The organism is Pseudomonas benzenivorans (assembly GCF_033547155.1).
GTDB lineage: Bacteria > Pseudomonadota > Gammaproteobacteria > Pseudomonadales > Pseudomonadaceae > Aquipseudomonas > Aquipseudomonas benzenivorans_B.
This window is the reverse complement of record NZ_CP137892.1, coordinates 4,149,646-4,169,605: the sequence shown is the minus strand read 5'-3', so window position 1 is coordinate 4,169,605 and position 19,960 is coordinate 4,149,646. Positions and strand designations below refer to the sequence as shown.

Here is a 19,960-nt window from a genome sequence, read left to right as displayed (position 1 = left end):
ATGGGGGATCGGCACGACTATGTCGCCCTGGAGTGGGTCAAGGGCGAAATCGCGGAAACCCTGAAGCAGGCGCGTCAGGCTCTGGAGGCGTTCGTCGAGAATCCGCAGGACTCGACGCGCATGCGTTTCTGTCTGACCTACGTGCATCAGGTTCACGGCACTCTGCAGATGGTGGAGTTCTACGGCGCGGCCCTGCTCGCCGAGGAGATGGAGCACCTGGCCCAGGCCTTGATGGAGGGCCGCGTGGCCAACCAGGGCGAGGCGCTGGAGGTGCTGATGCAGGCGATCCTGCAGCTGCCGACCTATCTCGACCGAATCCAGACCGCGCGCCGCGACCTGCCGATGGTCGTGTTGCCGCTGCTCAACGACCTGCGTGCCGCTCGCGGCGAGAAGCTGCTCTCGGAAACCAGTCTGTTCTCCCCGGACATGTCGGTGCGCACCCCGGCGCTGTCGGTCGAGACCCTGGCCCGGCTGCGCACCGCCGAACTGCCGGTGCTGCTGCGCAAGTTGCGGCAGATGTTGCAGATGGCCCTGGTCGGGGTGATCCGCAACCAGGATCTGGCCACCAACCTGGGCTACATGGCGCGGGTCTTCGCCCGTCTGGAAACCCTGTGCCAGGACGCGCCGCTCGGTCCCTTGTGGCAGATCGCCTCGGGCCTGGTCGAGGGTCTGGCCAACGGCAGCGTGGTCAACGGCACCTCGGTGCGCACCCTGCTGCGCCAGGTGGACAAGGAACTCAAGCGCCTGCTGGAGCAGGGTGCCGATGGCATCAACCAGCCCGCTTCCGACGAGCTGACCAAGAATCTGCTGTTCTATGTGGCCAAGGCTCCGGCGCAGTCGCCGCGCATCCGCAAGCTGAAGGAGCAGTACCGCCTCGACGATGCCCTGCCGAACACCGAGGTGGTGGACGAGGAGCGGGCTCGCCTGGCCGGTCCGGATCGCGATGCGATGCGCTCGGTGGTGGCCGCCCTCTGTGAGGAATTGGTGCGGGTCAAGGACAGCCTCGATCTGTTCGTGCGCGGCGACCGTGGCCACGTCAGTGAGCTCGACGCCCTGCTGGCCCCGCTCAAGCAGATCGCCGACACCCTGGCGGTACTGGGGTTCGCCCAGCCGCGCAAGGTCATAGTCGACCAGATCGATGTCATCCATGGCCTGTCGCTCGGCCAGCGTGAGCCCAGCGATGCGGTGCTGATGGATGTCGCCGGCGCCCTGCTGTACGTCGAGGCGACGTTGGCGGGCATGGCCGGTCCGGCCGAGGACGCCGGTCGCGAGGAGAGCCACCTGCCGACCACCGATGTGGCGCAGATTCACCAGGTGGTGATCAAGGAGGCGCGCAACGGACTGGAGCAGGCCAAGGACGCGATCATCGAATTCATCGCCTCGCAGTGGAACCACGAGCACCTGGCCCGCGTCCCCGAGCTGCTGACCCAGGTGCGTGGCGGTCTCGGCATGATTCCGCTGAACCGTGCCGCTGACCTGCTGAAGGCCTGCAATCGCTATATCCACGAGCAGCTGCTGGTGCGCAAGGCCGTGCCCAACTGGCAGAGCCTCGACACCCTGGCCGACGCCATCACCAGCGTCGAGTATTACCTGGAACGGTTGGCCGAGGATCACGCCAGCCAGGGCGACCTGATTCTCGATGTGGCCGAGGAGAGCCTGGCGAGCCTCGGCTACCCCTTGACCGAGAAGCCCTCGATTCTCGATCGCGTCGAGCCGCCGCAGGAATCGCCGGCTCCGTTGGCCGATCCGTTGGACGAGATCGAGGTGCTGGCCGAAGAGCCGGATCCTGCGTTCGATTCCCCGCAGTCGCTGGAGGAAGGCAGCGAGCCGCTTGAGGCGACCGCCGATGACCAGCCTGGCCTGGAGCCTGCCGCTCTCGACGTTGAGCCTGCGACGGAAGCAGCGCAGGCGGATGAGCCGAGCCCGCTGTCCGAACTCGCCGAGCCCGATGCGCCTGACCTCCTCGAGGCGGCGTCTGCAGCAGGTGGAACGCCGCTTGGCGACGAGCTGTCGCTGGAAGGCCTGCAGCTGGAAGAGCTGAGCCTGGACGACTTGGCGAGCCCTGTTCAGTGGGACGAGGCCGAACTGGCCGCCTTGGATATTCCCGAGGTCGAGCTGCCGAGCGCCGACCCGGTGATCGAGGTCGAGGAGCCGGCACCTGCGGCAGACGCGGCACTGTCGCTGGCCGATGTGATGGCGGCGCCGCAGCAGGCGATCAACCCGCCGGCCAGCGACGTGCCGCCCAGCCTGCTGCCACCACCGGCCGATGAGGAACCGGTCGACGAGGAACTGGCGGAGGTCTTTATCGAAGAGGCCGGTGAAGTCCTCGAGACCATCGCCCAGTACCTGCCGCAGTGGCACGCCAATACCGACGACAAGGACGCCCTGGTCGAAGTGCGCCGTGCCTTTCACACCCTCAAGGGCAGCGGGCGCATGGTCCGTGCCCTGGTCATCGGCGAGCTGGCCTGGTCGATCGAAAACCTGCTCAACCGCGTGCTCGACCGCAGCATCCAGCCGGGTGCCGAGGTGCTGCAGGTGGTCGAAGACGTGGTGGCGCTGATGCCGGCCCTGGTCGAGGAGTTCGCCGCCAAGGCCCAGCGCCAGCGTGATGATGCCGATCGGCTCGCGGCCAGTGCCCATGCGCTGGCGAAGGGCCAAAGCCTCCCAAAAACTGACGCCCCGGTTGCACAGGTAGCCGAGCCTGCGGGCGATAGCGAGGCTACCGCTGCCGAAGGCGACGGTGAGGCGCTCGACCCGCAGCTGCTGGAAATCTTCCGTAACGAGGCCGAGACCCACCTCGATACCCTGGGCAGTTTCCTGGCCGACTGCGCCCGCGAGTTGCCGCAGCCCGTTACCGACGATCTGCAACGCGCCCTGCACACCCTCAAGGGCAGCGCCTATATGGCCGGCATTCTGCCGATGGCGGAGATCGCCGCGCCCCTGGAAAAGATGGTCAAGGAGTTCAAGACCAATCTGATCCCCATGGACATGAGCGAAGCGGAGCTGCTGCGCGACGCCGAGCAGCTGCTGCGGCAGGGCCTGGAGCAACTGGAGCGCCAGCCCCTGGCGCCGCTGCCGGGCGCCGCGGCGTTCCTCGAGCGGGCCCACCGGCTGCATCAGGAGCGCCTGGGCGCCGCGGAGGCCGAACGCAAGAGCGAGCAGGGCGACGCCCGCGACCCACAGCTGATCGGCATCTTCCTCGCCGAGGGCATGGACATCCTGCTGGATGCCGAAGACCTGCTGCGGCGCTGGCGTGAACACCCCGCCGAGCGCCAGGAGCTCAGCGCCCTGCTGGAGGAGCTGACCACCCTCGGGCGCGGCGCGGACATGGCCGAGTTGCCGCAGATCGAAGAGCTCTGCGAGGCTTTGCTCGATCTCTACGGCGCGGTCGACGAAGGCAGTCTGGCGGTCAGCGAGCGCTTCTTCAGCGAGGCCGAGCAGGCCCATGAAGCGCTGATCGGCATGATGGATCAGGTCGCCGCCGGCCTGCAGGTCAGTGCCCAGCCCGAGCGGGTCGCGGCACTGCGCAGCCTGCTCGCTGAGGCGCTGGACCCCGGCGCCCTGGCGTTGTTGTCGGCCGATGGTCACGGCGGCCTGGAGATCACCGAACTGGATGTCGCCGGTGCCGCAGCCGAGGGCATTGACTGGCCGCTCGACGGAGAGGGCGAGCTGGCGACCGAGGTCGAACTGGCACTCGACCAGGCGAGCGAGGAAGACGCAGCGGCAGAGGCGCCGTCCCACACCTATGAGGTGCTGGATGAGGAAATGGTGGCGATCTTCCTCGAAGAGGCGGTGGACATCCTGGACAGCGCCGGACAGGCGCTGGACCGCTGGCTGGCCGATCCGGAGCAGAAGGCGGCTCTCTCGGCCCTGCAGCGCGACCTGCATACCCTCAAGGGCGGCGCGCGTATGGCGCAGATCGGCCCGATCGGCGACCTGGCCCATGAGCTGGAATCGCTTTACGAGGGCCTGCTGGATTGTCGCTATCGTCACAGCGCCCCGCTCGCCGAGCTGCTCCAGCAGAGCCATGACCGCCTGGCCGTGTTGCTCGAGCAGCTGCAGCAACGTGCCGAATTGGCGGAGCCGCTCGACCTGATCGAGGCGATTCGTGCGTTTCGTCAAGGCCGCACGGCGGAGTTGACGCCCCAGGCGGACGGTCCCGAGGCTGTTTACGAAGCCGAAGCCGAAGCCGAAGCCGAAGCCGAAGCCGAAGCCGAAGCCGAAGCCGAAGCCGAAGCCGAAGCCGACCTGGCGGATGAACAGGCCGAGGCCTTCCCGCTCGCCGAGCAGCCCGCGGCCGCCGACGCCGCGTCTCAGGCGCAGGAGCCTGTGCTCGACCTGGAGATGACGACGGAGTCCGACCCGGAGTCCTCGCGCGAGCCGGGTCCGGCGGCCATCGAGCAGAGGGCGGAAGTCGAGGATGAGCGCGATCCCGAACTGGTGGAGATCTTCCTCGAAGAAGGCTTCGATATCATCGACAGTGCCGGCGCGGCCTTGCAGCGCTGGATCGAGGACACCGACAACAGCCTCGAACTGGAGGCGCTGCAGCGCGACCTGCATACCCTCAAGGGCGGCGCCCGGATGGCGGAGATCCCCGAGATCGGCGATCTGGCCCATGAGCTGGAGTTTCTCTACGAAGGCCTGTGCGGCGGCAAATTACGCGCAGGGTCAGAGCTGTTCGGCCTGTTGCAGCGCTGTCACGACAGCCTCGCCGAGATGCTCGAGGCGGTCCGTGGGCGGCGTGCGCTGCCTAACGGCCAGGGGCTGATCGAGGCCATCAAGCGTTATCGCGCGAACCCGGACGAGCAGCTGAGCATGCCATCGGCGGTGCAGCTCAGGGCTGTCGATGCGTCCGGGGAGGTCGAGGATGCCGAGTCGGACATCCTCGACATCTTCATGGAGGAGGCCGACGACCTGCTGGAGGCCATGGAGCAGGCGCTCGGTCGCTGGGAGGCGCAGCGCGAGGATGGCGCCGCCATCGACGACATGCTGCGCGTGCTGCACACCCTCAAGGGGGGCGCCCGGCTGGCCGGGCAGAAGCGCCTGGGCGACCTGAGCCACGACCTGGAGCAGCATCTGACCGAGGCTCAGCAACAGGGGGCACCCTGGCCGGAGAGCCTGTTCCTCGACGTGCAGTCGGGTTTCGAGGGCTTGCAGAGCGAGCTCGATCAGTTGCGCCAGCGCCTGCAGGACAGCCTGCAGGTGGAGACTACGGCCAGTCCGCGTGACGAGGGCCCGGCCGAGGCCGCGCCGATGCGCCTGCCGGCGCTGGCTGCCCCCATAGTCGCAGCGAGCGAGGGGCCGGCCGAGGAGCCGGTGACCCGGGTGCTGCCGTTTATGCAGCGTGCCGAGCAGGCCGCCCAGGATGCCGCCGCGCGCCGGGCGCCGCAGGAGCTGGTCAAGGTGCCGGCGGACCTGCTCGAGGGGCTGGTCAACCTGGCCGGCGAGACCTCGATCTTCCGCGGCCGGGTCGAGCAGCAGGTCAGTGACTTCGGCTTCACCCTGAGCGAGATGGAGGCGACCATCGACCGGGTGCGCGACCAGTTGCGCCGCCTGGACACCGAGACCCAGGCGCAGATCCTCAGCCGCTACCAGGCCGAGGCCGAGCGCGCCGGTTATGAAGACTTCGACCCGCTGGAGATGGACCGCCATTCGCAGTTGCAGCAGCTCTCGCGCGCCCTGTTCGAGTCGGCGTCCGACCTGCTCGACCTGAAGGAGACCCTGGCCGCGCGCAACCGCGATGCGGAGACCCTGCTGCTGCAGCAGGCGCGGGTCAACACCGAGCTACAGGAAGGTCTGATGCGCACCCGCATGGTGCCCTTCGATCGTCTGGTGCCGCGGCTGCGGCGCATCGTCCGCCAGGTCGCCGGCGAACTGGGCAAGCAGGTCGAGTTCGTCGTCGGCAACGCCGAAGGCGAGATGGACCGCACCGTCCTGGAGCGCATCGTCGCGCCGCTGGAGCACATGCTGCGCAACGCCGTCGACCACGGCATCGAGGCCAGCGAGCTGCGTCGCGCCGCCGGCAAGCCGGAGCAGGGCCGTATCCGCCTCGACCTCGGCCGCGAGGGCGGCGATATCGTCCTCACCCTGGCCGACGACGGCGGTGGCATCAAGCTCGATGCGGTGCGGCGCAAGGCGATCGAGCGCGGCCTGATGGACGAGGATTCGGATCTCACCGATCACGAGATCCTGCAGTTCATCCTCGAAGCCGGTTTCTCCACGGCGGAGAAGGTCACGCAGATTTCCGGGCGCGGCGTTGGCATGGACGTGGTGCACTCGGAGGTCAAGCAGCTCGGCGGCTCGATGAGCATCGACTCGACGCCGGGCGAGGGCACCCGCTTCACCATCCGTCTGCCGTTCACCGTGTCGGTCAACCGGGCGCTGATGGTGCTGTCCGGCGAGGACCTGTACGCCATCCCGCTGAATACCATCGAGGGCATCGTGCGGGTTTCGCCCTACGAGCTGGAGGCCTACTACCAGCCCGATGCGCCGCGCTTCGAGTATGCCGGCCAGGCCTACGAACTGCGCTACCTGGGCGATCTGCTGAACAACGGCCAGCAGCCCAAGCTGGTCGGCCAGAGCCTGCCGCTTCCGGTGATCCTGGTGCGCTCCAGCGAGCATGCGGTGGCGGTGCAGGTCGACAGCCTGGCGGGCTCGCGCGAGATCGTGGTGAAGAGCCTCGGTCCGCAGTTCGCCGGGGTGCACGGCATCTCCGGTGCGACCATTCTCGGCGACGGTCGGGTGGTGGTGATTCTCGATCTGCTGGCGACCATCCGCGTGATCCATGCCCACCTGCTGAGCCAGACGCAGCCGCGTCTGCTCGGCAAGGCCACGACTACCGAAGAGGTCGAGGCGGATCGGCCGACCCTGGTCATGGTGGTGGACGACTCGGTGACCGTGCGCAAGGTCACCAGCCGTCTGCTGGAACGCAATGGCATGAACGTGCTGACCGCCAAGGACGGCGTGGACGCCCTGGGCCAGCTGCAGGAGCACCGGCCCGACATCATGCTGCTGGACATCGAGATGCCGCGTATGGACGGCTTCGAGGTGGCCACCCTGGTGCGTCACGACGAGCGTCTGAAGGATCTGCCGATCATCATGATCACCTCGCGTACCGGCGAGAAGCACCGTGAGCGGGCCATGGCCATCGGCGTCAACCAGTACCTCGGCAAGCCCTATCAAGAGTCCCTGCTGCTCGACAGCATCCACCAACTGGTCAAACGGAAATGACTGAGAAAAGCGCGGCACGTATTGCGGTCATCGCCGACACCTCGCTGCAGCGCCATGTGCTGCAGCAGGCCCTGAACGGCAGTGGTTACCAGGTGGTGCTCAACAGCGATCCGGCGCGTCTCGACGAGGACGCCCTGGGTGCCTGCGAGACCGACCTGTGGCTGGTCGACCTGGCCCAGTCGGAGGACTCGCCGCTGGTCGACAGCCTGCTCGAGCGGGTGACGGCCCCCGTGCTGTTCGGCGAGGGACATGCCCCGGAGCGGCATTCGGAAAACTACCCGCGTTGGGAGCGCCGCCTGTTCGGCAAGTTGAAGAAGCTCATCGGCGACCCGTCCCAGGCGGTCGGCCCGAGCCTGGCGGCGCTGCTCACGGAGGCGCAACGCCCGGCCCGCCTGGAGCTGCCCCAAGCCCTGGCGGAGACGCCGCTGACGGCCGGCGAGCCGGCCCGTCAGGTCTGGCTGCTGGCTGCCTCGCTGGGCGGGCCGGCGGCGGTCAAGGCCTTTCTCGATGCCTTGCCCGGCGGTTTGCCGGTGGGGTTCGTCTATGCCCAGCACATCGACCCCAGCTTCGAGACGGCGCTGCCCCAGGCGGTCGGCCGGCATAGCCAGTGGCACGTCAATCCGGCCCGCCATGGCGAGCCGATCCGCTGCGGCGAGGTGGTGGTGGCGCCGATCAGTCGCGAGCTGGGCTTCAGCGACGAGCGCCTGATGCAAATATCCGAGCGCGGTTGGCCGGAGCCCTACAGCCCGTCGATCGATCAGATGATGCTCAATCTCGCCCAGCACTTCGGCAGCCAGTGCGGGGTGATCAGCTTCAGCGGCATGGGCAGCGACGGCAGCGCCGCGGCCGCCTACGTGCGCCGTCAGGGCGGGGATATCTGGACCCAGCGCGGCGACAGCTGCGCCTGCCCGAGCATGCCGGACAGCCTGCGTGAGGGCGGCTACAGCAGTTTCAGCGCCGACCCGCGGGAACTGGCTGCCGCGTTGGTCAATCACCTGGCCGAGCAGTGCCGTTAATCTGAGCCTCGTCTCGCATAGGATCTTTGCATGAACCAAGCCGTAGCCACCCAGAACTCCGTCACCAGCCTGACCGCGCTACAGGTGCCGCTGGCCGACCGAAGCCTGCTGTTGCCCAACGTGGCGGTCGCCGAGCTTATCCCCTACCGTGCACCCCAGGTCAGCGCCGGCATGCCGGCCTGGTTTCTCGGGCAGATCGCCTGGCGCGATCTGCGTCTGCCGTTGCTGTCGTTCGAGGCGGCCTCGGATGGCCAGGTGCAGATCGGCTCCGGCGCCCGGGTGGCGGTGATCAACGCCCTCGGCGGACGACCCAAGGTCAAGTTCATCGCCCTGCTGGTGCAGGGTATTCCGCACTCGGTCAAGGTCGACGCCGGTTTGCCGCGGGGCGATGCGCCGCTGGCGCCCCTGGAGTTGGAGGCCGTGGCGCTGGGCGAGGCGGTCCTGAAGATTCCCGATCTGGTCGCTCTGGAGCAGATGCTGGAGGATGCCGGGCTGATCTAGCCCAGCTCCTTCGACTCGATTCGGCTGGGCCGCCGGCGTCCCACCCATCCGGGCATGCGCGAGCCTTCTTCTGCTTCGAGGCCTTTGATGAGCCCACAAAAAAGCCCCGCGGTGTGCGGGGCTTTTTCTTTCAGGCGCCGTTAGCGGGCGCTTTCCGGACAAGTGTCGGGAGCGGCTGCGTCGCTGGTTTCAGCGGTGCTGGCGTCCTTCTTGTCGGTCCAGTAGTCGGCATTCTTGATGCCGAGCTTCACCGGGTCGAACACGGGGTCCAGGCCCTGGGCCTTCTGTGCCTCGTAGTCCTTCAGGCAGGTATAGGCGATCTTGTGCATCAGGATGATGGCGCCGATGTTCAGCCAGGCCATCAGGCCTACGCCCAGGTCGCCCAGGTCCCAGGCCAGGGTCGCGCTGCGCACGGTGCCGTAGACGGTGGCGGCGATGATGCCGAACTTCAGCAGCAGGGTCAGCCAGGGACGATTCACCTTGCGGTTGATGAAGGCGATGTTGGTTTCGGCGATGTAGTAGTAGGCCAGGATGGTGGTGAAGGCGAAGAAGAACAGGGCGATGGCGACGAAGGCGTTGCCGAAGCCCGGCATCATGTTCTCCATGGCGGTCTGCACGTAGCCCGGGCCCGCGGCGACGCCGGCGATACCGGTGAACAGCGCGCTACCGTCGGCGCCCTCCACGTTGTACTGGCCGGTGATCAGCAGCATGAAGGCGGTGGCGGAGCAGACGAACAGGGTGTCGATGTACACCGAGAAGCCCTGCACCAGACCCTGCTTGGCCGGGTGGCTGACGGCCGCCGCCGAGGAGGCGTGCGGGCCGGTGCCCTGGCCGGCTTCGTTGGAGTACACGCCGCGCTTGACGCCCCACATGATGGCCATGCCGAGGATGGCGCCGAAGCCGGCTTCCAGGCCGAAGGCGCTTTTGAGGATCAGGGCGATCACGTCCGGCAGCTGGGAGATGTTCAGCAGGATGATGACCATCGCCACCAGGATGTAGCCCAGCGCCATGAAGGGCACCACCACCTGGGTGAAGTGGGCGATGCGCTTGACGCCGCCGAAGATGATCAGGCCGATCAATACGGCGAGGACCGCGGCGGTGGTGTTGGGGTCGACGCCGAAGGCGGTGTTGACGCTGGAGGCGATGGAGTTGGCCTGTACGCCCGGCAGCAGCAGGCCGCAGGCGATCACGGTGACCACCGCGAAGATCCAGGCGTACCACTTCATGCCCAGGCCCTTCTCGATGAAGAAGGCCGGGCCGCCGCGGTGTTCGCCGTTGATGCTTTCCTTGTACACCTGACCCAGGGTCGACTCGACGAAGGCCGAGCTGGCGCCGAGGAAGGCGACCATCCACATCCAGAACACCGCGCCCGGGCCGCCGAAGGTGATGGCGGTGGCCACGCCGGCGATGTTGCCGGTACCGACGCGCCCGGCGAGGGTCATGGTCAGGGCTTGGAAGGAGGTGATGCCGCGTTCATCGGTGCGCCCGGTGAACATCAGCTTAATCATTTCCTTGAAGTGGCGGATCTGCAGGAAGCGTCCGCGCAGGGAGAAGTAGAGACCGACGCCCAGGCACAGATAGATCAGTGCAGGGCTCCAGACCAGTCCGTTCAGAGTCGAGACCAGTTCGTTCATGTAGTGCTCCTTGGGGCTGAGGGCTTGCGGCGGCTTCCTTTTGGGAAACCCCTGCCCCCGGCGAATTGTTATTGGAGGGCGGTCCGGCTCCAAGGGCCGGCCAGAGCAAGAGCGGCGCGCGGTGGTAGACCGAGGGTACGCTTTTGGCCTGCGGAGCATGCCAGAAGGGCGGGAGCTTGCCATTCACGCTAGTCACATCTTGTTACAGCGATGCGACACGTCGTGTGCCTGGACTAGAAGTCGCCCCACAGGTGCTGGACGACCGCAAGCGCCGCCACGGGCGCCGTCTCGGTGCGCAGCACGCGCGGACCGAGACGGGCGGCGTAGAAGCCGGCGGCCTGAGCCTGGGTGACCTCGGCATCCGCCAGGCCGCCCTCCGGGCCGATCAGGAAGGCCAGGGACTCTGGCCGGGCGTGGCTGGCCAGCGGCTCGGCGACGGGATGCAGCACCAGCTTGAGCTGTGCCTCGACCCGTTGCAGCCACTCGCCCAGCGCAATGGGGGGGTGGATGACCGGCAGCACCGAGCGGCCGCACTGCTCGCTGGCGCTGATGGCCACCTGGCGCCAGTGGGCCAGGCGCTTGTCGGCGCGTTCGTCCTTCAGGCGCACCTCGCAGCGCTCCGAGACGATCGGGCTGATCTCGCTCGCGCCCAGCTCGGTGGCCTTCTGGATGGCCCAGTCCATGCGTTCGCCGCGCGACAGCCCCTGGCCGAGGTGGATGCGCAGCGGCGACTCGGCCTGGCCGGCGAAGGTCTCGCGCAGCTCGACCCGCACGCCCTTCTTGCCGACTTCTATCAATGAACCGAGGTACTCCTGGCCGCTGCCGTCGAACAGCTGCACCGCGTCGCCGGCCGTGTGGCGCAGCACGCGGCCGATATAGTGGGCCTGGGTTTCCGGCAGCTGGTGCTGGCCGAGGGACAGGGGAGTGTCGACGAAGAAGCGGGACAGGCGCATGGCAATGGTTACTGGTGGCAATTTCGAGGGCGCAAGCTTAAAGCCTGCGAGGGTCGGGGAGTAGGGTGGAGGGCGCTTCATCCCTCCACCGTGCGGACTCCGGGCGGACGAGCGGCGCGTCATCCATCCCGGGCTTCAGCCCGGGTCGCGGAACTCGGTGCGGGCGCCGCGCGGCACCGCCACGCTGACCGCGTCGCGGGTGGCGATGTCGATGCCTTCGCTGGCCACCTCGGCGAGGAAGTCGATCTCGTCCGGCGTGATCACGTAGGGCGGCAGGAAGTACACCACGCTGCCCAGCGGGCGCAGCAGGGCGCCGCGGCTCAGGGCGTGCTGGAAGACCTTGAGGCCGCGGCGCTCCTGCCAGGGGTAGGCAGTCTTGCTCGCCTTGTCCTGAACCATCTCGACGGCCAGGGCCATGCCGGTCTGGCGCACCTCGGCGACATGGGGGTGATCGGCCAGGTGCGCGGTGGCGCTGGCCATGCGGGCAGAGAGCTGTTTGTTCGCCTCGATCACATCGTCCTGCTCGAAGATGTCCAGGGTCGCCAGGGCCGCCGCGCAGGCCAGGGGGTTGCCGGTGTAGCTGTGCGAATGGAGGAAGGCGCGCAGGGTCGAGTAGTCGTCGTAGAAGGCCTGGTAGACGGTGTCGGTGGTGAGGCAGGCGGCCAGGGGCAGGTAGCCGCCGGTGAGGGCCTTGGACAGGCAGAGGAAGTCCGGACGGATGCCGGCCTGCTCGCAGGCGAACATCGTCCCGGTGCGGCCGAAGCCGACGGCGATCTCGTCGTGGATCAGGTGCACGCCGTAGCGGTCGCAGGCCTCGCGCAGCAGCTTGAGGTAGATCGGGTGATACATGCGCATGCCGCCGGCGCCCTGGATCAGCGGCTCGACTATCACCGCGGCGACCTCCCGGTGGTGCTCGGCGAGGGTCTGCTCCATGTGGGCGAACATGGCCCTCGAGTGTTCCTCCCAGCCCATGCCCTCGGGGCGGTGGAAGCAGTCCGGGCTGGGCACCTTGAGGGTGTCGAGCAGCAGCGCCTTGTAGGTGTCGGTGAACAGCGCCACGTCGCCGACCGACATGGCCGCCACGGTCTCGCCGTGGTAGCTGTTGCTCAGGGTGACGAAGCGCTTCTTCGCAGGCTGGCCGACGTTGAGCCAGTAGTGGAAGCTCATCTTCAGCGCCACCTCGATGCACGACGAGCCGTTGTCGGCGTAGAACACCCGGTCCAGACCGGCGGGCGTCAGCTTGACCAGGCGCTCGGACAGCTCGACCACCGGCGCATGGCTGAAGCCGGCGAGGATCACGTGTTCCAGCTGGTCGACCTGGTCCTTGATGCGCTGGTTGATCCGCGGGTTGGCGTGCCCGAACACGTTGACCCACCAGGAGCTGACCGCATCGAGGTAGCGCTTGCCGTCGAAGTCTTCCAGCCACACCCCTTCGCCGCGCTTGATCGGCACCAGGGGCAGCTGCTCGTGGTCTTTCATCTGGGTGCAGGGGTGCCAGAGCACGGCCAGGTCGCGTTGCATCCAGTGGTCATTCAGGCTCATCGAAACGCTCTCCCAATCATCTGCGGCAAGCCTATCAGATGTCTCCGCGGCACAGGGCGCCGAGCCCCGGGGCGAGCCTGAGATGGCCGTTGATCCGCTCCGGGGCGCCGCGGGTCGTGCCGGAGGGAACTCGGCCGAGGGGCGCCTGACCAATGACAGGTCGGGTACGCGTAAAGCATCGTATTTCTCGATGTTTCAGAGCGAATTTTTTCGCTTTTCATCGATAGGTTTGTTGTTAGTCTTGCCCGATATTATTCCGCGCACCCTCGGTGCGAGTCCTCTTTGCGGAGCTTTTCTCGATGCAGTGGCGCAATTCTGCCGATCGTTACGGCCTGGTCAGCATTTCCTTGCATTGGCTGGTGGCCGTGACCGTGTTCGGCCTGTTCGGCCTGGGGTACTGGATGGTCGGACTGGACTATTACAGTGCCTGGTACAAGACCGCGCCGGAACTGCACAAGAGCATCGGTCTGCTGCTGTTCGCGGTGATGCTCGGGCGCATGCTGTGGCGGCGGGTCAGTCCGCCACCGCAGAGCCTGCCGAGCCACGGCCGCTTGACCCGTCTGGGCAGCCGGCTTGGCCACGCCTTCCTCTATTTCGGATTGTTCGTGCTGATGGTCTCCGGTTATCTGATCTCCACCGCCGAAGGGCGTGGCATCTCGGTGTTCGGCTTGTTCGAGGTGCCGGCGACCCTTACCGGGATTCCGCGCCAGGAGGATCTGGCCGGCCTGGTGCACGAATACCTGGCCTGGGCTCTGGTGATATTCGCCGCAGTCCATGCGCTGGCCGCCCTGAAACATCACTTTATCGACCGCGACGCCACGCTCATGCGGATGTTCGGCGGCCGTTAGCTTCATGCAGTGAATAGCACACCCTCACAAGGAGACTCGATATGTTGAAAAAGACCCTCGCCGCACTGGTCCTCGGCTCTGCCGTGCTCGGCGGCGGCCAGGCCCTGGCCGCCGATTATGTGATCGACACCGAGGGCCAGCACGCCTTCGTCAACTTCAAGATCAGCCACCTGGGTTACAGCTGGCTGTACGGCAGCTTCAAGGAGTTCGAAGGCGGCTTCAGCTACGACGAGAAGAACCCCGAGGCCAGCAAGGTCAAGGTCAGCCTGGACACCGCCAGCGTCGACACCAATCACGCCGAGCGTGACAAGCACATCCGCAGCGCCGATTTCCTCAACGTCGACAAGCACCCGACCGCGACCTTCGAGTCCACCGCGGTGAAGAGCACCGGCGAGGGCACGGCCGATATCAGCGGCAACCTGACGCTCAACGGTGTGACCAAGCCGGTGGTGATCGCCGCCACCTTCGTCGGCCAGGGTGACGACCCCTGGGGCGGCTACCGTGCCGGCTTCTCCGGTTCGACCAAGCTGAAGCTCAAGGATTTCGACATCGCCAAGGATCTGGGTCCGGCTTCCGAGGAAGTCGAGCTGATCATCTCGGTGGAAGGCGTGCGCCAGTAGCCGTATACCCGGATAGAAAAAGCCGACCCTGGGGTCGGCTTTTTCTTGGCTGTGATACGAACAACGCCGGCAGAGGCCGGCGTTGTTCGTGTCGGAGCGGCTTAGCTGTCGCGGTTGCGCGTCAGCAGGGCCGGCTTCTCGCCGCGTGGGCGGCTGTTCGCCAGTTCGTCGAGCTGCTCGGGTGTGGGGAAGCGCTCGCTGCGCGAGTTCTTGTGCACGATCACCGGTTGCTTGTCGCGTGCGCTCTTCACCACCGGCTCCTGGCGCGGCAGCTCGTCGCGGTTGAGGGCGATGCTGCTGTCGCGGGGCGGGCGGGCGCGGCCGTTGCCGTTGCGGCCCTGGCCGCCCTGGCGCTTGCCCTGCCCCTGGCTCTGGCCGCCGCCGTTGCGCGGTCCCTTGCCCTGGCCGCGGGGCGCCTGGCCGGGTGTGCTGGCAGCCGCCGCGCCCGGACGGCGACCGCGATTCTGCTGTTTGTTCTGGTGCGGGCTGACGTAGTCGACCCGGTTGCCGAAGTTGTCGATCTCGTCGTCGCGGAACTCGTCCGGTGCGCGGTCGGGAGGTAAGGCGGGGATGGCAGCCGCGACCGGGCGCGCCGCGCGGGGCTGTTGCTGGCCGCGAGCCGGCTGCGACTTGGCCTTGCCGCCGTCCTTGCCCTTGTCCTTGCGCCCGCTGCCGTGGCGCTCGCCGCCGGCATTGGCGCCGCGGGGCGGGCGGGGCTTCTGCGGTTCGCGCACTTCCGGCCGCTCGGCCTCGACCTTGCTGGCGTCGAAGCCCATCAGGTCGCCGTCGGGGATCCTCTGCTTGGTCATCCGCTCGATGCTTTTCAGCAGCTTCTCTTCGTCCGGGGCGACCAGCGAGATCGCCTCGCCGCTGCGGCCGGCGCGGCCGGTACGGCCGATGCGGTGCACGTAGTCTTCCTCGACGTTGGGCAGCTCGAAGTTGACCACGTGGGGCAGCTGGTCGATGTCCAGGCCGCGGGCGGCGATGTCGGTGGCGACCAGGATGCGCACCTTGTTCGCCTTGAAGTCGGCCAGGGCCTTGGTGCGGGCGTTCTGGCTCTTGTTACCGTGGATCGCCACGGCCGGCAGGCCGTGCTTGTCGAGGTACTCGGCCAGGCGGTTGGCGCCGTGCTTGGTGCGGGTGAAGACCAGCACCTGCTCCCAGGCGCCGGCGGTGACCAGGTGGGCGAGCAGGGCGCGCTTGTGGCTGGCCTGCAGGCGGAACACGCGCTGCTCGATGCGCTCGACCGTGGTGTTCGGCGGCGTCACCTCGATGCGTTCGGGGTTGTGCAGCAGCTTGCCGGCCAGGTCGGTGATGTCCTTGGAGAAGGTCGCCGAGAACAGCAGGTTCTGGCGCTGCGCGGGCAGCTTGGCGAGGACCTTCTTCACATCATGGATGAAGCCCATGTCGAGCATGCGGTCGGCTTCGTCGAGGACCAGGATTTCCACGTGGGAGAGGTCGATGGCCTTCTGGTTGGCCAGGTCGAGCAGGCGGCCGGGGCAGGCCACCAGGACGTCGACGCCCTTGGCCAGGGCCTGCACCTGGGGGTTCATGCCGACGCCGCCGAAGATGCAGGCGCTGACGAATTTCAGATCGCGGGCGTAGGCCTTGAAGCTGTCATGGACCTGGGCGGCCAGTTCGCGGGTGGGGGTCAATACCAGCACGCGCGGCTGCTTGGGGCCGTGGCGGTGTTCGCGATCCGGGTGACCGTTGGGGAACAGTCGCTCGAGGATCGGCAGGGCAAAACCGCCTGTCTTACCTGTACCCGTCTGGGCCGCCACCATCAGGTCGCGACCTTGCAACACGGCGGGGATGGCCCGCTGTTGCACCGGAGTGGGCTGGGTGTAGCCGACGGATTCGACCGCACGGACTAAAGCCTCGGAGAGACCGAGGGAGGCAAAGGACATGTGCAATCCTGTCTAGTGAGGGCGAGGCCCTATGGGGTGTATTGCCTGGCTTGAATCGCGGCGTGAGGCGCGCAATCCCGTCCGGTACTGCTGGCCACTGGGGGCGAGCATCCGGGCGCAAGCCTGGCGGGGAGGCCCGAGTATAACAGAACAGGCGCGTTGTGGGAGGCTGCGAACCGCCCGGTGGTATGGCCTTCTCGCGAAGCCGCGAAATGTGCGATGGCTGCACGGTTCGTGCGCCCGGTTGGGGGGCGCGATTGGGCGTGCCGCGTGCAAAGTTGCGCCGCGTCGGAGATCATGCGCTCAGCAATCGCCGCGGACAGGCGGGCCGCTTTCGCGCCTGCTGTGCGTGCATCTGGCCCCATCCGGAAAAATGGGGCGAAGAACCACCCGTATCCAGCCCTGCGCCATGGAGCGATGCCGCGCTCCAGGTCGGCGCAGGGCTATAACTCGATTGAGCGATCGGGCCCGCATGGCCGGGTCGGCCTCGTCACGATGGAGCGCCTGAATGGCCAAGAGAAATACCACCAATGCTTCGGTGTCGCCCAAGGGCAGCCTGGAGACCCTGTCCCAGCGTGAAGTGCAGCAGCTGCGGGAGACCGGCTGCGGCAGCGTCTACGCGCTGTTTCGCCAGTGCGCCCTGGCGATCCTCAACACCGGTTCGAGCAGCGACAACGCCAAGACCATTCTGGAAGCCTACCCGGACTTCGAGGTGCGCATTCACCAGCAGGACCGCGGCATTCGCCTGGAGCTGTTGAACGCACCGGCCGATGCCTTCGTCGATGGCGAGATGATCGCCAGCACCCGGGAGATGCTGTTCAGCGCCCTGCGCGACATCGTCTACACCCAGAGCGAGCTGGAGAACAAGCGGGTCGACTTCGAGAGCTCCCAGGGCATCACCGACTATGTCTTCCACCTGCTGCGCAACGCGCGCACCCTGCGGGCTGGCGTGGAGCCGAAGATCGTGGTGTGCTGGGGCGGCCACTCGATCAATCGCGAGGAGTACAAGTACACCAAGATCGTCGGCCACGAGCTGGGTCTGCGCGGCCTCGATGTCTGCACCGGCTGCGGCCCCGGGGTGATGAAGGGGCCGATGAAGGGCGCCACCATCGCTCATGCCAAGCAGCGCAACGTCACCGGCCGCTACCTGGGCCTGACCGAGCCGGGCATCATCGCCGCCGAGGCGCCCAATCCGATCGTCAACGAGCTGGTGATCCTGCCGGATATCGAGAAGCGCCTGGAGGCCTTCGTGCGGGTGGGCCACGGCATCATCATCTTCCCCGGCGGCGCGGGTACCGCCGAGGAGTTCCTGTATTTCCTCGGCATCCTGATGCACCCGGACAACAAGGATCTGCCCTTCCCGCTGATCCTCACCGGGCCGCGCAGCGCCGAACCCTACCTGCAGCAGCTGCACGCGTTCATCGGCGCCACCCTGGGCGAGGAGGCGCAGCAGCGTTATCAGATCATCGTCGAGGACCCGGCCCAGGTGGCCCGGGAGATGGCCCGGGGCATCAAGGCGGTCACCCAGTTCCGCCGCGAGCGCAACGACGCCTTCCACTTCAACTGGCTGCTGAAGATCGACGAGAGCTTCCAGCGGCCGTTCGAGCCCACCCACGAGAACATGGCCGGCCTCAAGCTGACCCGCGACCAGCCGGTGCACGAGCTGGCGGCGCAGCTGCGTCGGGCGTTCTCGGGCATAGTCGCCGGCAATGTGAAGGTCCAGGGCATTCGCCTGATCGAGCAGTACGGGCCCTATCAGATCACCGGCGACCAGAGCATCATGCGCCCGCTGGATCGCCTGCTGCAGGCCTTCGTCGACCAGCAGCGGATGAAGCTGCCGGGCGGAAGCGCCTATGTGCCGAGCTACAAGGTGGTGGCGTAGGGGAGGGGCGGCCGGGGCTTCAAGGGCTCCGCACTTCGACGGGCGTGGCATGGGTCCCGTGGAGCGGTGCGTAACGGGCGAGCAGGGCGGCATAGGCCGGCTCGGCCTTGAAGCGCCGCAGCTCCTCGGCGAAGCGCTCGGCAAACGCCTCCAGGCCGGCATCGCGGCGCAGGCCCAGGTACAGACGGTCACGGCTGACCACTCGGGGGCTGTGCCCGATCGCTTCGCTCAGCTTCATCTGGTCCAGCAGGAAGTGCCCGGCGCGGTGGTCGTTGATCACCAGGTCCACGCGGTTGCGCATCAGCTTGCCGAAGTTGGCCGCATGGTTGGGCGCGGGCTCACGGCGGAAGCGTGCGGATTCGCGAAATTCGCGATTGGCATACCAGTAGCCGGCAGAGACGCCGACCTTCAGCCCATCGAGGTCGCTCAGGCGGCGGTAGTGGTGGGGGCGTGCGGTGTTGTGGAACAGGACGAATTCGATCTCCGACAGCGGCTCGTCGGGAAACAGCATGGTGGCTTGCCGGGCGCCGGTCTGGAAGACATCGAAGATGCCGTCCACCCGGCCCTGGCCGAAGGCTGCCAGGCAGCGCTTCCAGGGCATCAGCTGCCAATGGGCTTCGACTCCCATGCGCTGCAGGACGATGGCGGCCGCCTCGTAGTCCTGGCCGCGCAGCTGCCCATTTTCCTCGTAGATGTAGGGCGGCCAGGCTTCGCTGACGATGCGCAGCGGCTGGCCCTGGGCGGTCAGGCTCAGGCCCGCGAGCAACAAGGTGATGAGAAGTCGTTGGCATGCCGTCATCGCGCCAGAATACGCGGCTGACACGGTCGTGCAAAGTGCGCCGGGGACGCCGCTTGGCGGCCGCGGGCCGCGCCTGGAAGCCGGACGTTCCCCGGCCTCCAGGCGCCAGCTGGATTCAGCCGGACAGCTTGAGGTTGTTCCAGATCGCCAGGCTGGGGCCCGCCAGATTCATGGTGTAGAAGTGCAGCCCGGGTGCGCCGCCTTGCAGCAGGCGCTCGCACATCTCGCTGACCACCTGCTCGCCATAGGCGCGGATGCTGTCGCTGTCGTCGCCGTAGGCCTCCAGCTGCTTGCGCACCCAGCGTGGAATCTCCGCGCCGCAGGCATCGGAGAAGCGCGCCAGCTTGCTGTAGTTGGTGATCGGCATGATGCCGGGCACCACCGGGATGTCCACGCCCAGCTTGCGTACCCGTTCGACGAAGTAGAAGTAGCTGTCGACGTTGAAGAAGTACTGGGTGATGGCGCTGCTGGCGCCGGCCTTGGCCTTGCGCACGAAGTTGGCGATATCGGCCTCGAAGTTGCGCGCCTGGGGATGCATCTCCGGGTAAGCGGCGATCTCGATATGGAAGTGGTCGCCGGTTTCCTCGCGGATGAAGCCGACCAGCTCGTTGGCATAGCGCAGCTCGCCGCTGGCCAGGCCCATGCCGGACGGCAGGTCGCCGCGCAGGGCGACGATGCGCTCGATCCCGGCATCCTTGTACAGGGTCAGCAACTCGCGCAGTTCGGCCTTGCTGTCGCCGACGCAGGACAGGTGCGGCGCGGTGGCGACCTTTACCTCCTCGTTCAGCTGCAGCACCGTATGCACGGTACGGCCGCGGGTCGAGCCGCCGGCGCCGTAAGTGCAGGAGAAGAAATCAGGCTTGTAGACGGCCAGCTGGCGCGCGGTGTCCAGTAGTTTTTCATGCCCGGCTTCGGTCTTCGCGGGGAAGAACTCGAAGCTGAAGCTGCGTTCTTGGCTCATAGAAATTTCCAGGCGTGAGGCTGATGAGGCAGGGCGCCCCGGGCGGCCCGGGGGCTGCGCGGGGCGC

12 protein-coding genes are annotated in these 19,960 nt (G+C 67.2%); 6 read left to right on the top strand and 6 right to left on the bottom strand.

Annotation, left to right across the window (positions count from 1 at the left end):
• Genes SBP02_RS19255 through SBP02_RS19245 form a run of 3 tightly spaced genes read left to right on the top strand, consistent with a single transcriptional unit; the run spans position 1 to position 8,747 of the window.
• Entirely contained in the window at positions 1-7,230 is a 7,230-nt protein-coding gene (locus SBP02_RS19255; protein WP_318644007.1) for an Hpt domain-containing protein, read from the top strand.
• Complete coding sequence (locus tag SBP02_RS19250) at positions 7,227-8,246, top strand: chemotaxis protein CheB (protein ID WP_318644006.1); 1,020 nt, start codon at positions 7,227-7,229, stop codon at positions 8,244-8,246. Before SBP02_RS19255 ends, SBP02_RS19250 begins: the two co-directional genes overlap by 4 nt.
• A 30-nt stretch (positions 8,247-8,276) precedes the next feature.
• Positions 8,277-8,747 carry a chemotaxis protein CheW gene (locus tag SBP02_RS19245; RefSeq protein ID WP_318644005.1) on the top strand — a complete coding sequence of 157 codons (471 nt, stop codon included), beginning with the start codon at positions 8,277-8,279 and terminating at the stop codon, positions 8,745-8,747.
• Between the two features lie 140 nt (positions 8,748-8,887).
• Here the strand turns inward: SBP02_RS19245 and SBP02_RS19240 are convergent, their stop codons facing one another.
• The 3 genes from SBP02_RS19240 to SBP02_RS19230 form a co-directional block, all read right to left on the bottom strand.
• Positions 8,888-10,381 (bottom strand): alanine/glycine:cation symporter family protein, encoded by a 1,494-nt coding sequence (locus SBP02_RS19240; protein WP_318644004.1) that lies wholly within the window; start codon positions 10,379-10,381, stop codon positions 8,888-8,890.
• Between the two features lie 233 nt (positions 10,382-10,614).
• Entirely contained in the window at positions 10,615-11,334 is a 720-nt protein-coding gene (locus SBP02_RS19235; RefSeq protein ID WP_318644003.1) for a 16S rRNA (uracil(1498)-N(3))-methyltransferase, read from the bottom strand.
• Between the two features lie 135 nt (positions 11,335-11,469).
• Positions 11,470-12,876, bottom strand: coding sequence for an adenosylmethionine--8-amino-7-oxononanoate transaminase (locus SBP02_RS19230; RefSeq protein ID WP_318644002.1), 1,407 nt, complete (start codon positions 12,874-12,876; stop codon positions 11,470-11,472).
• Positions 12,877-13,175: 299 nt separating this feature from the next.
• Between SBP02_RS19230 and SBP02_RS19225 the strand changes: the two genes are divergently transcribed.
• Both SBP02_RS19225 and SBP02_RS19220 read left to right on the top strand, forming a co-directional pair.
• Positions 13,176-13,724 (top strand): cytochrome b, encoded by a 549-nt coding sequence (locus SBP02_RS19225; RefSeq protein WP_318644001.1) that lies wholly within the window; start codon positions 13,176-13,178, stop codon positions 13,722-13,724.
• Positions 13,725-13,765: 41 nt separating this feature from the next.
• Entirely contained in the window at positions 13,766-14,344 is a 579-nt protein-coding gene (locus SBP02_RS19220; RefSeq protein WP_318644000.1) for a YceI family protein, read from the top strand.
• A 101-nt stretch (positions 14,345-14,445) separates the two neighbouring features.
• Here SBP02_RS19220 and SBP02_RS19215 read toward each other — a convergent pair whose 3' ends face one another.
• Positions 14,446-16,251 carry a DEAD/DEAH box helicase gene (locus SBP02_RS19215; protein WP_318643999.1) on the bottom strand — a complete coding sequence of 602 codons (1,806 nt, stop codon included), beginning with the start codon at positions 16,249-16,251 and terminating at the stop codon, positions 14,446-14,448.
• A 508-nt stretch (positions 16,252-16,759) separates the two neighbouring features.
• Between SBP02_RS19215 and ppnN the strand changes: the two genes are divergently transcribed.
• The gene (ppnN, locus tag SBP02_RS19210; RefSeq protein WP_318643998.1) at positions 16,760-18,133 is read left to right on the top strand and encodes a nucleotide 5'-monophosphate nucleosidase PpnN; all 1,374 of its coding nucleotides are present in this window, start codon (positions 16,760-16,762) and stop codon (positions 18,131-18,133) included.
• A 19-nt stretch (positions 18,134-18,152) separates the two neighbouring features.
• Here the strand turns inward: ppnN and SBP02_RS19205 are convergent, their stop codons facing one another.
• Together SBP02_RS19205 and metF are read right to left on the bottom strand one after the other, a co-directional pair.
• A complete protein-coding gene (locus tag SBP02_RS19205) occupies positions 18,153-18,902 on the bottom strand; it encodes a substrate-binding periplasmic protein (protein ID WP_318643997.1) in 750 nt (249 codons plus the stop codon).
• 145 nt (positions 18,903-19,047) lie between these two features.
• Positions 19,048-19,893: a methylenetetrahydrofolate reductase [NAD(P)H] gene (metF, locus tag SBP02_RS19200; RefSeq protein ID WP_318643996.1), complete on the bottom strand. Its 846-nt coding sequence runs from the start codon at positions 19,891-19,893 to the stop codon at positions 19,048-19,050.
• Positions 19,894-19,960: the final 67 nt, after the last annotated feature.

What these genes read in the sequence shown, in the direction of transcription:
- SBP02_RS19255 (WP_318644007.1), top strand. Translation starts at nt 1, where the DNA reads ATGGGGGATCGGCACGACTATGTCGCCCTGGAGTGGGTCAAGGGCGAA.
- SBP02_RS19250 (WP_318644006.1), top strand. Translation starts at nt 7,227, where the DNA reads ATGACTGAGAAAAGCGCGGCACGTATTGCGGTCATCGCCGACACCTCG.
- SBP02_RS19245 (WP_318644005.1), top strand. Translation starts at nt 8,277, where the DNA reads ATGAACCAAGCCGTAGCCACCCAGAACTCCGTCACCAGCCTGACCGCG.
- SBP02_RS19240 (WP_318644004.1), bottom strand. Translation starts at nt 10,381, where the DNA reads ATGAACGAACTGGTCTCGACTCTGAACGGACTGGTCTGGAGCCCTGCA.
- SBP02_RS19235 (WP_318644003.1), bottom strand. Translation starts at nt 11,334, where the DNA reads ATGCGCCTGTCCCGCTTCTTCGTCGACACTCCCCTGTCCCTCGGCCAG.
- SBP02_RS19230 (WP_318644002.1), bottom strand. Translation starts at nt 12,876, where the DNA reads ATGAGCCTGAATGACCACTGGATGCAACGCGACCTGGCCGTGCTCTGG.
- SBP02_RS19225 (WP_318644001.1), top strand. Translation starts at nt 13,176, where the DNA reads ATGCAGTGGCGCAATTCTGCCGATCGTTACGGCCTGGTCAGCATTTCC.
- SBP02_RS19220 (WP_318644000.1), top strand. Translation starts at nt 13,766, where the DNA reads ATGTTGAAAAAGACCCTCGCCGCACTGGTCCTCGGCTCTGCCGTGCTC.
- SBP02_RS19215 (WP_318643999.1), bottom strand. Translation starts at nt 16,251, where the DNA reads ATGTCCTTTGCCTCCCTCGGTCTCTCCGAGGCTTTAGTCCGTGCGGTC.
- ppnN (WP_318643998.1), top strand. Translation starts at nt 16,760, where the DNA reads ATGGCCAAGAGAAATACCACCAATGCTTCGGTGTCGCCCAAGGGCAGC.
- metF (WP_318643996.1), bottom strand. Translation starts at nt 19,893, where the DNA reads ATGAGCCAAGAACGCAGCTTCAGCTTCGAGTTCTTCCCCGCGAAGACC.